At 69.0% G+C, this 14,789-nt stretch carries 13 protein-coding genes; 7 read left to right on the top strand and 6 right to left on the bottom strand.

Annotation, left to right across the window (positions count from 1 at the left end; translation table 11 throughout):
* Positions 1-238: 238 nt before the first annotated feature.
* The 3 genes from ACIGHN_RS14595 to ACIGHN_RS14585 all read left to right on the top strand — a co-directional run bounded on the left by ACIGHN_RS14595 (position 239) and on the right by ACIGHN_RS14585 (position 4,845).
* Positions 239-2,314 carry an ATP-dependent helicase gene (locus ACIGHN_RS14595; protein ID WP_056420203.1) on the top strand — a complete coding sequence of 692 codons (2,076 nt, stop codon included), beginning with the start codon at positions 239-241 and terminating at the stop codon, positions 2,312-2,314.
* A 482-nt stretch (positions 2,315-2,796) separates the two neighbouring features.
* Positions 2,797-4,056 carry a phospholipase A gene (locus ACIGHN_RS14590; protein WP_396504962.1) on the top strand — a complete coding sequence of 420 codons (1,260 nt, stop codon included), beginning with the start codon at positions 2,797-2,799 and terminating at the stop codon, positions 4,054-4,056.
* A gap of 402 nt (positions 4,057-4,458) precedes the next feature.
* Complete coding sequence (locus ACIGHN_RS14585) at positions 4,459-4,845, top strand: hypothetical protein (RefSeq protein WP_056420206.1); 387 nt, start codon at positions 4,459-4,461, stop codon at positions 4,843-4,845.
* Positions 4,846-4,978: 133 nt separating this feature from the next.
* Here the strand turns inward: ACIGHN_RS14585 and ACIGHN_RS14580 are convergent, their stop codons facing one another.
* A complete protein-coding gene (locus ACIGHN_RS14580; RefSeq protein WP_056420208.1) occupies positions 4,979-5,458 on the bottom strand; it encodes a universal stress protein in 480 nt (159 codons plus the stop codon).
* A 194-nt stretch (positions 5,459-5,652) separates the two neighbouring features.
* Here ACIGHN_RS14580 and tgt point away from each other — a divergent pair, with 194 nt between their 5' ends.
* Positions 5,653-6,825, top strand: coding sequence for a tRNA guanosine(34) transglycosylase Tgt (gene tgt, locus ACIGHN_RS14575; protein ID WP_396504961.1), 1,173 nt, complete (start codon positions 5,653-5,655; stop codon positions 6,823-6,825).
* A gap of 25 nt (positions 6,826-6,850) precedes the next feature.
* The gene (locus ACIGHN_RS14570; protein ID WP_396504960.1) at positions 6,851-7,711 is read left to right on the top strand and encodes a distant relative of cell wall-associated hydrolase; all 861 of its coding nucleotides are present in this window, start codon (positions 6,851-6,853) and stop codon (positions 7,709-7,711) included.
* Between the two features lie 12 nt (positions 7,712-7,723).
* Here the strand turns inward: ACIGHN_RS14570 and ACIGHN_RS14565 are convergent, their stop codons facing one another.
* Positions 7,724-8,176, bottom strand: coding sequence for a hypothetical protein (locus ACIGHN_RS14565; RefSeq protein WP_056420213.1), 453 nt, complete (start codon positions 8,174-8,176; stop codon positions 7,724-7,726).
* A 178-nt stretch (positions 8,177-8,354) separates the two neighbouring features.
* On the opposite strand from ACIGHN_RS14565, the gene ACIGHN_RS14560 reads away from it, so the two are divergent.
* Complete coding sequence (locus ACIGHN_RS14560) at positions 8,355-8,996, top strand: hypothetical protein (protein ID WP_396504959.1); 642 nt, start codon at positions 8,355-8,357, stop codon at positions 8,994-8,996.
* 254 nt (positions 8,997-9,250) lie between these two features.
* Complete coding sequence (locus ACIGHN_RS14555; RefSeq protein WP_056420217.1) at positions 9,251-10,657, top strand: diguanylate cyclase; 1,407 nt, start codon at positions 9,251-9,253, stop codon at positions 10,655-10,657.
* Positions 10,658-10,771: 114 nt separating this feature from the next.
* Here the strand turns inward: ACIGHN_RS14555 and ACIGHN_RS14550 are convergent, their stop codons facing one another.
* The 4 genes from ACIGHN_RS14550 to ACIGHN_RS14535 all read right to left on the bottom strand — a co-directional run bounded on the left by ACIGHN_RS14550 (position 10,772) and on the right by ACIGHN_RS14535 (position 14,700).
* The gene (locus tag ACIGHN_RS14550) at positions 10,772-12,208 is read right to left on the bottom strand and encodes an FAD-binding oxidoreductase (protein WP_396504958.1); all 1,437 of its coding nucleotides are present in this window, start codon (positions 12,206-12,208) and stop codon (positions 10,772-10,774) included.
* Between the two features lie 12 nt (positions 12,209-12,220).
* Positions 12,221-13,276, bottom strand: a complete 1,056-nt coding sequence (locus ACIGHN_RS14545) for a serine endopeptidase (protein WP_396504957.1) — start codon at positions 13,274-13,276, stop codon at positions 12,221-12,223.
* Between the two features lie 91 nt (positions 13,277-13,367).
* Complete coding sequence (locus ACIGHN_RS14540) at positions 13,368-14,234, bottom strand: DUF2145 domain-containing protein (RefSeq protein WP_396504956.1); 867 nt, start codon at positions 14,232-14,234, stop codon at positions 13,368-13,370.
* A 10-nt stretch (positions 14,235-14,244) separates the two neighbouring features.
* Complete coding sequence (locus tag ACIGHN_RS14535) at positions 14,245-14,700, bottom strand: hypothetical protein (RefSeq protein ID WP_396504955.1); 456 nt, start codon at positions 14,698-14,700, stop codon at positions 14,245-14,247.
* Positions 14,701-14,789 lie beyond the last annotated feature (89 nt).

Genomic DNA, 14,789 nt, shown 5'->3' with positions numbered 1-14,789 from the left:
AGCTGCCGCGCCAGTATCAAATTGTGTGCAGGCGCGCCCTAGCGGGGTTTCCCGCAGCCAGCAGGCCTGGCGTGCCCGGGCGCAGCTGCCCGTCAGGGCCGTGTCAGCCGCGGCGACGGCCCCTCCCTCCCGGGACGGCCGGTATCATTGCGCCCCTGGCCTGCGCATTGCGAGGCCCAGCCCCGCGGCGGCCCCCGTGCCCCCTTCTCCTGGTTTTTCTTCGCCCCCCTCCCTCCCCATGTCGTTCGGTCTCAATCTCGCCCAGCTTCAGGCTGTCCACTACACCGATGGCGCGTGCCTGGTGCTGGCCGGTGCGGGCTCCGGCAAGACGCGGGTGATCACCCAGAAGATCGCCCACATGATCGAAAAGGGCATGGAGCCCAAGCGCATCGCGGCCATCACCTTCACGAACAAGGCGGCGTCCGAAATGCGCGAGCGCGCACAGCACCTGATCGGCCGGCGCGCCAAGGACGTGCTGATCTGCACCTTCCACGCCCTGGGCGTGCGCATGGTCCGCGAGGACGGCTCGGTGCTGGGCCTCAAGCCCCAGTTCAGCATCCTGGATGCCGACGACGTGACGGGCATCCTGAAGGAAGCCTCGGGCGGCACCACCGACATGGCCACGGCCCGCCAATGGCAGTGGGTCATCAGCAAATGGAAGAACATGGGCCTGACCTCCGCAGAGGCGCTGGCCCAGGCGGCGGACGACAACGAACGCATCATCGCCACGCTCATGGCGCGCTACGAGGAGCGCCTGGCGGCCTACCAGAGCGTGGACTTCGACGACCTGATCGGCATGCCGCTGCGCCTGTTGCGCGACTTCCCCGAAGTGCGCGCCAAGTGGCAGGCGTCGCTCGGCCACGTGCTGGTGGACGAGTACCAGGACACCAATGCCACGCAGTACGAGCTCTTGAAGCTGCTGGTGGGCGCAAACGGGCACTTCACGGCCGTGGGCGACGACGACCAGTCCATCTACGGCTGGCGCGGCGCCACGCTCGACAACCTGAAAAAGCTGCCGGTGGACTTCCCCCACCTCAAGGTCATCAAGCTGGAGCAGAACTACCGCTCCACCAGCGCCATCCTGCGCGCGGCCAACAACGTGATCGGGCCCAACCCCAAGCTGTTTCCCAAGACGCTGTTCAGCGAACTGGGCGAGGGCGAGCCCGTGCGCGTGGTGGACGCCGACAACGAAGAGCACGAGGCCGACCGCGCCGTGGCGCGCATCCAGAGCCTGCGTGCGGCCAGCAACCCGCCGCCGGACTGGAAGAACTTCGCGCTGCTGTACCGCGCCAACCACCAGGCCAAGCCGTTCGAAAAGGCGCTGCGCAAGGCCAACATTCCGTACAAGGTCTCGGGCGGCACGAGCTTCTTCGACCGGGCGGAAATCAAGGACCTTTGCGCGTGGTTCCGCCTGTGGATCAACAACGATGACGATCCAGCGTTTTTGCGCGCCATCACCACCCCCAAGCGCGGCATCGGCCACACCACGCTGGCAGCCCTGGGCGCATTTGCCACGCAGCACAAGCAAAGCATGTTCGGCGCGCTGTTCAACGGCATGCTGCCGGCGGCCGTGCCCAAGCGCGCCATGGACGGCCTGCACGAGTTCGGCCGCTACATCAACTACCTGGAGTACAGCGCACGGCGCGTGCACGGGGCCGAGGAATCGCGCACCTTCCTGAACGACTGGCTGAAAGAAATCGGCTACGAGCAGCACCTGTACGACAACGAAGACAGCGAGAAGGTGGCGGCCGCGCGCTGGAGCAACGTGATGGAGTTCTGCGACTGGATGGCCCAACGTGCGGGCGGCCAGATCGACGACACCGCCGGCGCCGTGGTGGCCAAGGAAACCAAGAGCCTGCTGGAGGTGTCGCAGACCATCGCGCTGCTGTCCACCATCAGCGAGCGCGAGAAGGACCAGGACATGGTCACGCTGTCGACCCTGCACGCCAGCAAGGGGCTGGAGTGGCCGCACGTGGTGCTGGTGGGCGTGACCGAGGGCATGCTGCCCTTCAAGCTCGACGACGACGAAGGCCGCCAGCAAAAGGTGAGCGACGACACGCTGCAGCGCCTGCAGGAAGAGCGCCGCCTGATGTACGTGGGCATTACCCGCGCCCAGCGCACCCTGGCCGTGAGCTGGACCAAGAAGCGCAAGAAGGGCCGGGAGATGGTGTCGGCCCAGCCCAGCCGGTTCATCGCCGAAATGGGACTGGACAAGGCCACGGTGCGCGAAGACCCGCGCGAAAAGCTCAAGGCACTGCGCGCCGAGTTCGCCGCCAAGAAAGCCCTGGCCGACAGCACCCCGCCCGCGCAGTGAGAGGCCGGGCACCGAAGCGAGCCCTCACCACCGCCTGTTGCGGCAGGCCCACACCGCGGCACGCGGCGGCACGGGCGCTTTGCTTTTGATAGCTATCAGCGCTTATCCTACAAGCGCCAGCAGCCCAGGCACACCACAATCCAGCGCGGCCTGACCAGCAGCCACGAGCCAGAACCGCGCACCCAGCCAGCCCGTTGGCGCGCGTTTTTTGAGCCTGCGGCAGCCAGGAATGCATCTGCCGCAGACCAGAGCGGCAGGGCGCAAAAGGCTGCTGCGGCAAAAGCTGGCACAAGAAAGCTGGCACAAGGCGTGCGTGGTACCGTGCAGCGCGACTGCAGCACGGTGGCCGCAAGCGGGCCTGCCGGCAGCGGCAACCTGAGAACCTGTTCTCACACTGGATGGATCGATCAACGGCACCCACGTCAGTGCCCCCGGACAGGCCGGGTGGCGGGCGGAGGTTGCGGCAAGGACATATGCGGAACATGGAACATCGCCCACACCCACACCTGGGCTCCAGCAGCCCGCTGCGCAGCACCTGGCGTGCTGCACAGGCCGACGCCCCCGCATCGGGGCGCTGGACACGGCACCACACTGCGGCGCTGGTGCTGGCCACGCTGGCTCCGGCTGGCGCAGCCTTCGCGCAGGCCGCACCCGCGGCAACTGCCGGTGCTGCGGCGGGTGCCGACGCCGGCTGGCGCCGCTGCGCTGCGCTGTCCACCGACAACCAGGCCCGCCTCGCCTGCTTCGACCAATTGGCCGCCGAGCAGACCTGGAAGGCGCCGGGAGCCTCGGCCGGCGGCTCCGCCGACGCCTCCGCCGTGCCACCACCCGTGGACACCACCCTGCCTGCCACCCGCATCATCGACGTGGCCCGCACCGACGGCTGCCGCGACGCGCAATACAGCGACCTGTCTCGCTTCTGGGAACTGGAGTCGGGCACCGACTGCGGCACCTTCCGCTTCCGCGGCTACCGGCCGATCACGCTGTCGGTGGTGGCGGGCAGCAACGTCAACCGCCAGCCCACATCGGACGCGGCGGACCATTCGGCCACCGAATCGACGCCCTACCGCCGCGCCGAGAACCGCATCCAGCTGTCGGTGCGCACCAAGGTCGCGCAGGGCCTGCTCACGCAGGGCCATCCCACGCTCAAGGACTCGGTGTGGTTCGGCTACACCCAGCAGTCGTACTGGCAACTGTTCACGCCCGAGATCTCGCGCCCCTTCCGCGCCACCGACCACGAACCCGAAGTCATGTACGTCTACCCCACCACGGCCGAGCTGCCGTTCGGCTGGAAGTGGCGCTACAGCGGCGTGGGGCTGGTGCACCAGTCCAACGGCCAGAGCAAGCCCCTGTCGCGCAGCTGGAACCGCGTGTACATGATGACGGGCCTGGAGCTGTCCAACAGCGTGAGCGTGAACGCCCGCATCTGGAAGCGCATCCCTGAAAGCTCGGGCAGCGACGACAACCCGGGCATCGCCGACTACATCGGCCGTGGCGAGCTGTCGGCGTTCTGGAACATCAACAAGGACAACACCCTGTCCGCCACGGTGCGCCATTCGCTGTCCAGCACCGACCGCGGCTCCGTGCGCCTGGAATGGCTGCAGGCCGTGGGCTCGACCCTGGGCGGCAAGAGCAACCTGCGCCTGCACACCGCATTGTTCAGCGGCTACGGCGACAGCATGATCGACTACAACCGCAAGCGCACCGTGTTCAGCGTCGGTGTGAGCCTGGTGGATTTCTAGAGGGCATCCCCCTGAGGCGCTGACGCGCCTTCACCCCTTCTCTCGAATGGCTGCGCCATTCGGGAAGGGGGACGACGCCCTCGCTGCGGGGCGGACCTTGGCTTGCCGTCCCGCGCATGGGCAGCGTCAGTTTTGTACGCCGCGCTCGTTGTGCGAGTGAGCGGCTCCGGTGCCACTGTCGCAATACCGCTGGCCCGCATGTCGGCGTAGATATCCATCACAACTCGTTACCAGAACGCTCTCAAGTTTTGCGCCATGCTGCCGGCGCGCCGCCACAATCGCACGCGCACCGACGCTGGCATGGTGGCCGCCGCAGCCTGCGATAAGGGCGGCTTTTCTGCCGTTTTACTGACCACTGCCCTGCGTGTGCACCCTCGAAAATGCCGACAGAGAGGAACACCCATGGACATGCAATACCAGCTCAAGGCAGGCAGCTACTACCTGTACGACATGCGCGACGCGCCCAGTGCCGTCACGGGTGAGCGCAGGTTCAAGCTCAAGACCGACACCGTCGCCATTGCATTCGATGTGCACACCGGCGAGGTGCACCAGCACGGCAGCCCCACGCGCATCCAGTCCTGGGCCAACAACACCCGCCGCCGCCTGCGTGCCGCCGGTGCCCAGGAGGCCGCCAACGACATCGTCGTGGTGTCGGGCCCGCTGCCGGTGGACGAGCTCAACAAGTGTCTGTGGATCAGCGGCTACTGCCGCCGTATGTTCACCCGCCTGGCCACGCTGCCGCACGGCAAGCTGCAGCGGCCTTCGGAGCCGTTCCGCAAGGCTGCCTGAGACCTGCGCCAGCTCTCTGCCCCACCACCCCGCCCAGGGCCGCTGCACGCGGCCCTTGTCGTTTCTGCCGACCTGCGGCGCGCAGGGTGCATGCAGGCAGTGCGGCTCCCGCCGGCGCGGGAACTGCGAGGCCTCAAGCCTCGGCGTCTTCCACCAGATCGCCGTCCACCGCCTCCAGCACGTCGGTGTGCTTCACGATGGTCACGGGCACGGGGCTCGCATGGGCCACCTCCTGCGACACCGATCCCAGCAGCGCGGTGGTGATGGCGCCCTGCCCCTTGGCGCCGATGACCACCATGTCGCAGCCCGAGCGTTCGATCATGTCCACCAGCGTATGGGCGACATCGCCCACGCCCACATCGGTCTCGTACTGCACCCCCGCCGCGTCGAGCAGCGCGCGCGCCGGGGCCATCAGGTGCTCGCCCGCCTCCAGGCTGGCGGCGGCGATGAGGTCGGGGTCGCGCGTGGTCACCAGTTCATACAGCGTGGCGGGCTCCTGCACATGGGCCAGCACCACGCTGGCCTGCAGGCCCTGACGCACCAGCGAGAGGGCATGGTGCACACCGTCCAGAGAGAGTTCCGAGCCATCCACGGCGATCAGGATCTTGAGCATGAAGGTCTCCTTTGAGCGGGTTGTCCGCGTGTCACGGATCAGTGTAGCCACGCACCGCGCCAGCGCCAGCCCTTGTCCCTGCGTGCCGATGGGGCGTCTGCCCCCCATGAAAGACCGCTGAAACCTCCGTAGCTCGCGAGGGCCGCGCCGCTGCGGCAGAGCGCCCCGGGCCGTCTGGGACAATACGGCCCATCATGCTGCAGTTTGACCTTCTCAAGACCGACCCCTCCAGCCACGCACGCCGCGGCACGCTCACGCTCAACCATGGCGTGGTGCAGACCCCCATCTTCATGCCCGTGGGCACCTATGGCACCGTCAAGGGCGTGATGCCGCGCAGCCTGCACGACATGGGCGCGCAGATCATCCTGGGCAACACCTTCCACCTGTGGATGCGCCCCGGCCTCGATGTGATGCAGAGCTTCGGCGGGCTGCACGGCTTCGAGAAATGGGACAAGCCCATCCTCACCGATTCGGGCGGCTTTCAGGTGTGGAGCCTGGGCGCGATGCGCAAGATCACCGAAGAAGGCGTGACGTTCGCCAGCCCGGTCAACGGCGACAAGCTCTTCATGTCGCCCGAGGTGAGCATGCAGATCCAGACCACGCTCAACTCCGACATCGTGATGCAGCTCGACGAGTGCACGCCCTACGAGACCAAGGGCCACCTCACCACCGAGGCCGAAGCCCGCAAGAGCATGGAGATGAGCCTGCGCTGGGCCCAGCGCAGCCACGACGAGTTCCACCGCCTGAACAACCCCAACGCGCTCTTCGGCATCGTGCAGGGCGGCATGTTCAAGCACCTGCGCCAGGAATCGCTCGAGCGCCTGATCGAGATGGACTTCCCCGGCTACGCGGTGGGCGGCGTGAGCGTGGGCGAGCCCAAGGACGAGATGCTGGACATCATGGCGCACACGCCGCACCGGCTGCCCGCCAACAAGCCCCGCTACCTGATGGGCGTGGGCACGCCCGAAGACCTGGTGCAGGGCGTGGCCGACGGCGTGGACATGTTCGACTGCGTGATGCCCACGCGCAATGCACGCAACGGCACCATCTTCACCCGCTATGGCGACCTCAAGATCCGCAACGCGCGCCACAAGGCGGACCACCAGCCGCTGGACACCAGCTGCACCTGCTACGCCTGCGCGGGCAGCTCGGGCGTGTCGTGGGATCAGGGCGGCCGCGAGGGTTTCAGCCGCGCCTACCTGCACCACCTGGATCGCTGCGGCGAAATGCTCGGCCCCATGCTCACCACCGTGCACAACCTGCACTACTACCTGAACCTCATGCGCGAAGTGCGCGAGTCGCTGGACGCCGGCGCCTTCGCGCAGTTCCGTGCGCTGTTCAAGACCGAACGGGCGCGGGGCGTCTGAGCCCTACCACCGACCGCCTCCACCCATGACGACCCTCCCCACACGCGACAGCACAAACGGCGCCACGGCGCGCCCGCACCCCGACCGCAGCGCCTTCGCAGGCTGTCGGCTGGGTGCTGCGCTCGCGGTCGTCCTGGTCCTGGGCGGCTGCGCCACGCGCATCGACCGTGATCCCGACAACGGCCTGCCGACGCTTCAGGTGCAAAACCGCCTGCTCCTCACGCCCGCCAATGGCGGACAGGCCATCGGCGGCAGCGATTTGCGGGCGGGCGACATCATCCTGTCGGCCACCCACGGCATCAGTTCGCTGGGCATCCGCATGGCCACGCTGTCGCCGGTGAGCCATGCGGCGCTGTACCTGGGCGACGACCAGGTCATCGAAGCCGTGGGCTCGGGCATCCGCATCCGCAGCACGGCCGATTTCATCGCCGACGAAGCCACCATCGTCGCTTTCCGCCACCCCGGCATGACCAATGCGCACGCCGATGCTCTCCGGTCTTTTGCCCAGGCACAGGACGGCAAGAAGTACAACACCGCCGGCATCGTGCTGCAGGCGCCTTTCACGCTGCAACGCGCCTACTGCGAACTGCCGCTGGTGCCGGGCGTGGTGCGCGACGCGTGCCTGCGCGGCATGGCGGCCATCCAACTGGGAGCGGCCCGCAACGACCGCTTCTTCTGCTCGCAGCTCGTGCTGGAGGCCTACCGCGCGGCCCGGCTGCCGCTGACCGATGCCTCTGCGCTGATGGTGAGCCCTGCCGATCTGCTGCACATGCGCGAAGGCGATGTGCCGTCGGTGCAGATCAAGCAGGCGCTGCAGTACGTGGGGCATCTCAAAGGGGGCGAGCGAGACACCGACGTCGCAGCCGCCGGGCAGCCCGCCCCTTGAGCGCGTGCGGCGTCAGCCGCCCACGTGCATGGTGAACAGCGCGCCGCTGGACAGGCGGCACGAGCCCATGCCCAGCGTGGACGAGTTCATCGCGTACTGGCAACTGAGGTAACTGCCCCGGCTGCCCGCGCCGCTGGCAAGCCCCTCGCGGGAGGAGCCGGCCTTGCGCGTGGCTTCACCCATGAATGACTCCCCCTGGATCGTGGCCTGGAAGGTCCCCCGGCCATGCAGATCGTTGGTCACCACCGCGTGCACCACACCGAGTGCGGTCGCCTGATCGTTGGCGGGATACAGACGCACGGCCAGCGTGAGAGGCGCCGGTGGTGCCGGTGCCTGCACCACCACAGGGACCGGCGCGGGCTGCATGGGCGCCACGTAGCAACCACTGAGGGCCGCCACGGACGCGGACAGGACCAGGCCGGTCAGGGCGCGGCGGCGGATCGAAGGCAAAGACAGCAAGCCCATAAGGCTCCTTGAGACCCAAGCACATGCTTGTGGCGCCGATGATTCGCGCACCGCACGGCGGGCGAGCGACATTCCAGGGGCGGTGGCGTGGCGCGGGCCCTCGGGTATCGCCGACGGATACTTCAGCGCCGGCAGCGGCCCACGCCCACCGCGCCATCCGCACCGCACACAGAGCGGTATGCTGCCTGTCCAGAGACCGTCCGCGGGTCCGGGGGCGTCAAGGCGGCCGCTGGCCGCTGATGCGCCCATTCGCGATCCATCACCCACCATCGCTGCCAGGGTCGAAGCGCCCAGGCTGGAGGCCCACATCATTCACAACCTGCTGCACCAACTGCTGCGCTGGCCCGGCCGCGCGATGGCGGGCCTTGCCAGCGGCCTGCTGGCGCTGATCATCCTGTTCGAGGAATGGGGCTGGGTGCCGCTGCAGCAACTGCTGGCGCGCATCGGCCGCTGGCCGGGGCTGCGCTGGATCGAAGGCTGGGTGCGCTCCCTGCCGCCCTGGGCGGCGGTGGCGCTGTTCGCACTGCCCACGGCGCTGCTGCTGCCCTTCAAGCTGCTCGCGCTCTGGGCCATGGGGCGCGGGCATGTGGTGCTGGGCATGCTGGTGATCGCGCTGGCCAAGGTGGTGGGCACGGCCGTGGTCGCGCGCCTGTTCACGCTCACCCAGCCTGCACTGATGCAGTTGCGGTGGTTTGCCTGGGCGTACACGCACTGGATCAGCTTCAAGCACCGTGTGCTGGAGCGCGCCCGCGCATCCTGGGCCTGGCGCATGGCGCGGGTGGTGCAGCGCCACTGGGTGCAGCGCTGGCGCAGGCGGTAGCGCCGCGCGCGCCCCCGGGCCGGGACGTTCCAGGCACGGCACGGCCTGCAACACCCAAGCCCGCTGCCAGCGCCGCTGGGCAGTGCGCTTAGCACAGCCCAGCGACGGCCTGCGGGCTCCTACCGCCTTCGTTACATTTTGTTGGAGAATGTCAACAGAAGTTTCTGATAGGTGCAGCGAAATGGCCTGCGAGGCCGCCGACAGAGACAATCGAGGGGACGCTGTCGTCCTTGCCGGCCCCTCCCATTCCACGCATGCTCCGCACCCTTGCCCCCTACCGGCCCCTGGCACCGCCGCTTGTCTGGTCCGGCCTGGGCATGCTGGTGTTTGCGGCCTGCCTGGTGGGCATCTTCGCGCGGCCCATCGGCTTCCTGTCGGCCTTCTGGCCCGCCAATGCCCTGCTACTGGGCCTGCTGGTGCGCTACCCCACCCTGGCGCGGCCACCCGCGTGGATCGCCGCCGGGCTGGGCTATGTCGCGGCCGACCTGATCACGGGAAGCCAGTGGGGCATGGCGCTGTGGCTCAACGCGGCCAACCTGCTCAGTGCCACCGCCGGCTGGCTGGTGCTGCGCCGGCTGGACGAGAACACCCTGCGCCTGCGGCGCACCGTGTCGGCCCTGTACCTGCTGCTGGCGGCCCTGGCGGCCAGCACCGTGGGCGCCCTGGCGGGCTGCGGCGCCGCGCCGGTGTACTTCAACGCTCCGTGGTACGACCTGCTGTCGCTGTGGTTCAGCACCGAGCTCATGAACTACATGCTCATCCTCCCCGTGGTGCTGGCAGCCCCGCGCGCCGACGACCCGCCCCCACCCCCCCAGGGTGCATCGGGCGGCTCGCTGTTCTGGCGCGTGGCGCCGGTGAGCTCGCTGCTGCTGGCCGAGGGCGTCCGCACCGTGATCGGCGGGCCCGGCATGCTGGCCTTCGTGGTGCCCGGGCTGCTGTGGTGCGCCCTGAGCTACAGCACCTTCACCGCCAGCCTGCTGTCGCTGGTGGTGTGCCTGTGGACCATGGCGGGTGTCGCGACCGGGGTGCTCAACTTCACGCCGGCGCACGCCAGCGATGTGTTCTCGCTGCGCGTGGGCGTCACGCTGCTGGCCCTGGGGCCACTGGCCGTGGCCTGCGCCAGCGCGGCCCGCGCCCAGGCCTTGCGCCGGCTGGACCACGCCGTGCGCCACGACGACCTCACTGGCGTGCTGGCGCGCCGCGCGCTGCTCAAGCAGGGCGAGCGCCTGCTGGCACGCCACCAGCGCGGGTGCGCCGGTGCAGCCGTGATGATGCTCGACGTCGACCACTTCAAGCAGGTCAACGACCAGCACGGGCACGGCGCCGGGGACCAGTTGCTCATCGGCATCGCCAGGACCCTGGCGGACACACTGCGCCCCCAGGACCTGCTGGGCCGCATGGGCGGCGAGGAGTTCGCGGTGGTGCTGCCCGGCGTATCGCCCGGCGAGGCGCAGGCCATGGCCGAGCGCATGCGCTCTGCGGTGCAGCAGCAGCACTTCGGCACCGGCCCCGGAACGCAGCCGCACGCCACGGTCAGCATCGGGCTGGTGCACAGCTCCACCATGGGCGGGGACGCCGACCTGGAGGTGCTGCTGCTGGCGGCAGACACGGCGCTGTACCGGGCCAAGGCCGAGGGGCGCAACCGGGTGGCGGTTGGCTAGGTCCAGAGCGCCTGCGCCCGGTTGCTGTGCGGGGCATGCAGGCTGGGCGGCCGCCACGCTGACGACCACTCCAGACTGCTCGGACAACGGCAACGGCAACCGCGCGGCCTCAGGCTACAGATACTGCTTCCACAGCATGTTGGTCATCCGCCCTTCCGGGTCCCACAACGCCTTGATGGCGCGAAACCGGTCGGCCTGCGGGTACGCTGCCGCGAACTGTGCCTGTGTGGCATGGCGCTGGTAGGGCAGGTAGTAGGTGCCGCCGTGCTGCAGGGCCCAGTCGATCAGCGCACGCGTCCACACGGCCACTGCTTCACAGGCCTCGGGGCTGGTGCCCTGCTTGTAGTACAGCACCCATGAAAACACTTCCTCGCGCGCCCAGGCCATGACGGCATCGGGGTCGGGCGGCGCGTGGCGCACCGAGATGTTGAGCACCTGCGCCCCGTGCTGCGCCAGGATGCGGGCCAGGCCCCGCGTGAAGGTGGCGAACTGGGCCACGGGCACGAAGTACTCCTGCAGCACGTAGGTGGACTGCGCGCGGCTCGCGGGCTCGAGCGAGGCGGCATCCAGGCTCGCCTCATGGTTGCGCCACACCACCGGCTGCCCACGCAGCAGCGCCGGGCGCACCACCTTGTGCTGCAGCTGGTGGCCTCCCGGCAGCTCCGTCACTGCCCAGATCACGCTTTTGTCCAGCGTGTAGGGCAGCCCGCGCGGCACCAGCCGGTCGGGCACGGTCACGGGCTTGTCGGTGCGGGCCCAGGTCACGGCGGTGGCGCGGTCGAAGGCCGGGGGCAGCAGGTCTGCGTTGTGCATCACGGCCTGCGGGTTCGCGGCCACCTTGGCGGCAAAGAAGCCTCGGTAGTCCTCCAGGGCCACGTGGGCCACGGTGCGCTCCATGGCGGTATTGGCATCCAGGTCCAGCTCGACTTCGGTGATCACGCCCAGCCCACCGTATCCGCCCAGTGCAGCGCGGAACAGGTCGGGGTGCTGCAGGCGGCTGGCCTCGCGCACCTCGCCGCTGGCCAGCACGATCTGCAGGGCCCGCACGGACGCGCCGATCGGCCCATGCCCCACATAGCGGCCATGCACGTTCACCGACACCGACCCGCCCACCGTGAAGTTCGCGTAGCTCTGCATGGTGCGCACCGCCAGGTCGTGGGGGTCCAGGTGGTCCTGTACATCGCGCCAGCGCATGCCGGCCTGCACACGCAGCTTGCGGGCGCTGGTGTCGAGCCACACCAGCGCATTCATGCGCCGCATGTCGACATGCAGCCCGCCCTCCACACCCACCTGCCCGCCCATGCTGTAGCGCGCGCCCCCCACGGCCACTGCGCCGGGCCATTGCCTCACTGCCCGCACCACGTCCTGCAAGCCTGTGGGTACCACCACCCGCGACACGCGCACGGCGTACAGGCGGCTCACGTTCTCCACCAGCACACCGGGCGCGCTGTGGGGCGCCACTGGCCACGCAGCACTGCCAAGGCCTGCAGCGGCCAGTGCGCCCAGCGTGCCTAGCAGTTGTCGGCGGCGCAGCCCCTGCACGGCGGTCACGCGGGGGCCCGCTCAGTCATCGCGCGCCAGCTTGACCCCCGCCCCTGTCCCGCACGCGTGGCAGAACCTCGCGAACGCACTCTTGCGCGTGGTGCAGGTGCCACAATGGTCAAACAGGCCGATGCCGCAGTGCGGGCAGAAATCGATCGTCTCGTTCTTCAGGTCCACCGGCCGCTCGCAGCCGGGGCACACGCTCTTGGCCAGGCGGGCCAGGGCGACGTCGTAGCTCAGCTCCTTGCGGCGCTCCTGGTCGGGCAGGGCCTCGGCCAGCTTCTGGCGCTCCAGGTAGCGGTTGAGCGCCAGGATGGCGTAGCGCCCCACCAGCGCCGTGACGCCGATGCCCACCACGTAGCGCACATAGCCGCCGTAGCTCGGCAGGTAGGGCACCAGCTCCACGAAAAACGCGAACAGCGCGAAGAAAATGAAGCCCCACACGAACGGCCAGTAGGTGCCCTTGCGCTTCTTCACGAACAGCCAGCCGGCCACAACCAGCAGCGGCAGTGTGAGCGCCAGGCGGTACAGGAACACGCGCAAGTCGACCTTGCGGCGCTCGGCCTCCAGCTTCACGTAGCCCTCGGCCTCCATCGCGTTCAGTCGCTCCTGCGTGGCTGCGGCCCCCTGGCGCGCATCCAGCGCGGCCTGCTGTTGCCGCTCCACGGCCTGCTGCGTGGTGCGTTCTGCGAGCTTGAGCCCATCGAGCGCCTGGGTGCGGGCGATGACCTCGGGGTCCTGGTCGGCGCGCTGCGTGGCGGAGCGGGTGGCGAGCCAGTTGTTGAACGTCTCGCGCGCGGCCTGGGTCTCGCTGCGGGCCTTGCTGCGCTGCAGCTGCGCCTGCTCCAGCGCGGTCTGCGCATCCTGCTCGGCCTGGCGCGCCTCCTTGACCTGCGCGCGCAGCTTCTCGGCGGCGGCGCGGTCGAGGAAGTCGTCCACCAGCAGCGGCGTCTCGACCTTGGGCAGGTCGCCCACGATGGTGCCGCCCAGCCCGATCAGGAAGCTGGCGAACACCACCGCCACCAGCCACAGGCCGCGGCGAAACCACTTCTCCGACAGTCGCAGGGATTTGCTCATGGTCGTCTGCTCCTCACGGGTGCCTGAAGCGCAATGCTTCTTTTTTGATAGCTGCCAGCGCTTGACCATCAAGCGGTAGCAGCACTTTTATTCAATTTTTGATGGTCACCGGGGCCGACGCCAGCTGCGCACGCTGCAGCCACGCCAGCACCGAATCGACAGTGACGGTCTCGATGCGGTCCGAGAAGCGCTTGTCGCTGGGGTGGTCGTCGAACGCGATGTTGGCCGAGCCCACGCGCCCGCCCATGCGGGTGAGCGGCCCGAGCTTGAGCGTGGTGGGCTCATAGCCCTTGAACTGCAGCCAGGCCTGCGCCTGCTCGCGGCTGCGCACCGTGGCGGGCTCCATGGCCACGGCCAGGGTCTCCAGCGCCCACTGGTTGGACTGCTGGTACTTGCGGCCCCACGCGTAGCTGACCATGCTGTAGGGCTGGTGCTGCAGCGTCTTGGTGCGGGCGGTGTCCTGCAGCACGGCCAACAAGCGCTGCTGCACCTCGGGCGTGGGCACGGCGTAGACGGCCTCGTAGCGCCACAGGTCGTCCAGGAAGAACTCGCCCAGCCCCTGGCGGTACAGATAACCCACGGCCGTGCCGCATTCGTTGAGCTTGTGGGCCACGCGCCAGGGGCCCTCGGGCGTCTTGTAGGCCCAGCCCAGGTGCGAATAGCGCAGGCCGTACTTGGAGAGGTCCTGCCCCGCGCGGCCGAGCACCACCACCTGCGCGCCGGACTTCGCATGCTCCGCATCCAGCGCGGCCGAGGTCTGCTGGGCCAACTGCATGCCGCGCTCGATCACCTTGGCCGGCACGGGCTTGGCGGCCTCGCAGGAGCGGCCTGCGTGGGCCGCAGGTGCAGCCAACAAGGCCGCGCCCGCCACCAGGGCCAGGCCGAGCACGGCGGGGTTGAAAGAAGAGCGCACGCGGGCCTGCGCAGGGGTCGTCACGGTCATCAGCTGCATATTCATGGCGGAGCCCTTACAGACGCTCGTTGTGCAGCAGCGCACGGCCGATGGCGTTGGGCACGAAGGCGATCGCCTCGCCCGCCACCGACAGCACCACCCCCGTGCCGATCACGCTGCAGGTCACCACGGTGCCCACGGCGTGCGCCGATGCGCCCACGCCCCGGCCCGCCACCTCGACGCTGACCCGGGCGCCGTCCGATGCGCGCTCCAGCAGGTACACCGTGCCGGTGGCCGATGCCTCCACCGTCTTCACCGTCAGCACCGCACCGGCGACCGACAGGGCCGCGGGCACCGTCACGACCGCGCCAGCGGCGGCAGACGCCACCGAGGCCGTGCCCACCACCGACGCGATGGGCAGCAGCGACAGTGCGGCCGAGGCCTCGCTCTGCGCCCGTGCGGGCAGGGCAGCCAGCGTGCACAGCAGGCCGGCGGCCAGGGCAAGGGTCAGGATCTTGGGCAATGTCTTCATGGTTTCACTCCTCGCGGAAGGTGCTGCGCAGTAGCGCGGCAGCACCGGATTTTTCAGGGCAACCTCCGAGCATCCGCCATGGCTTCATG

It is taken from the genome of Acidovorax sp. NPDC077693 (genome assembly GCF_044542805.1).
Lineage (GTDB): Bacteria > Pseudomonadota > Gammaproteobacteria > Burkholderiales > Burkholderiaceae_C > Acidovorax.
Note: the sequence above shows the minus strand (reverse complement) of the source record. Positions and strands in the feature narration are given on the sequence as shown.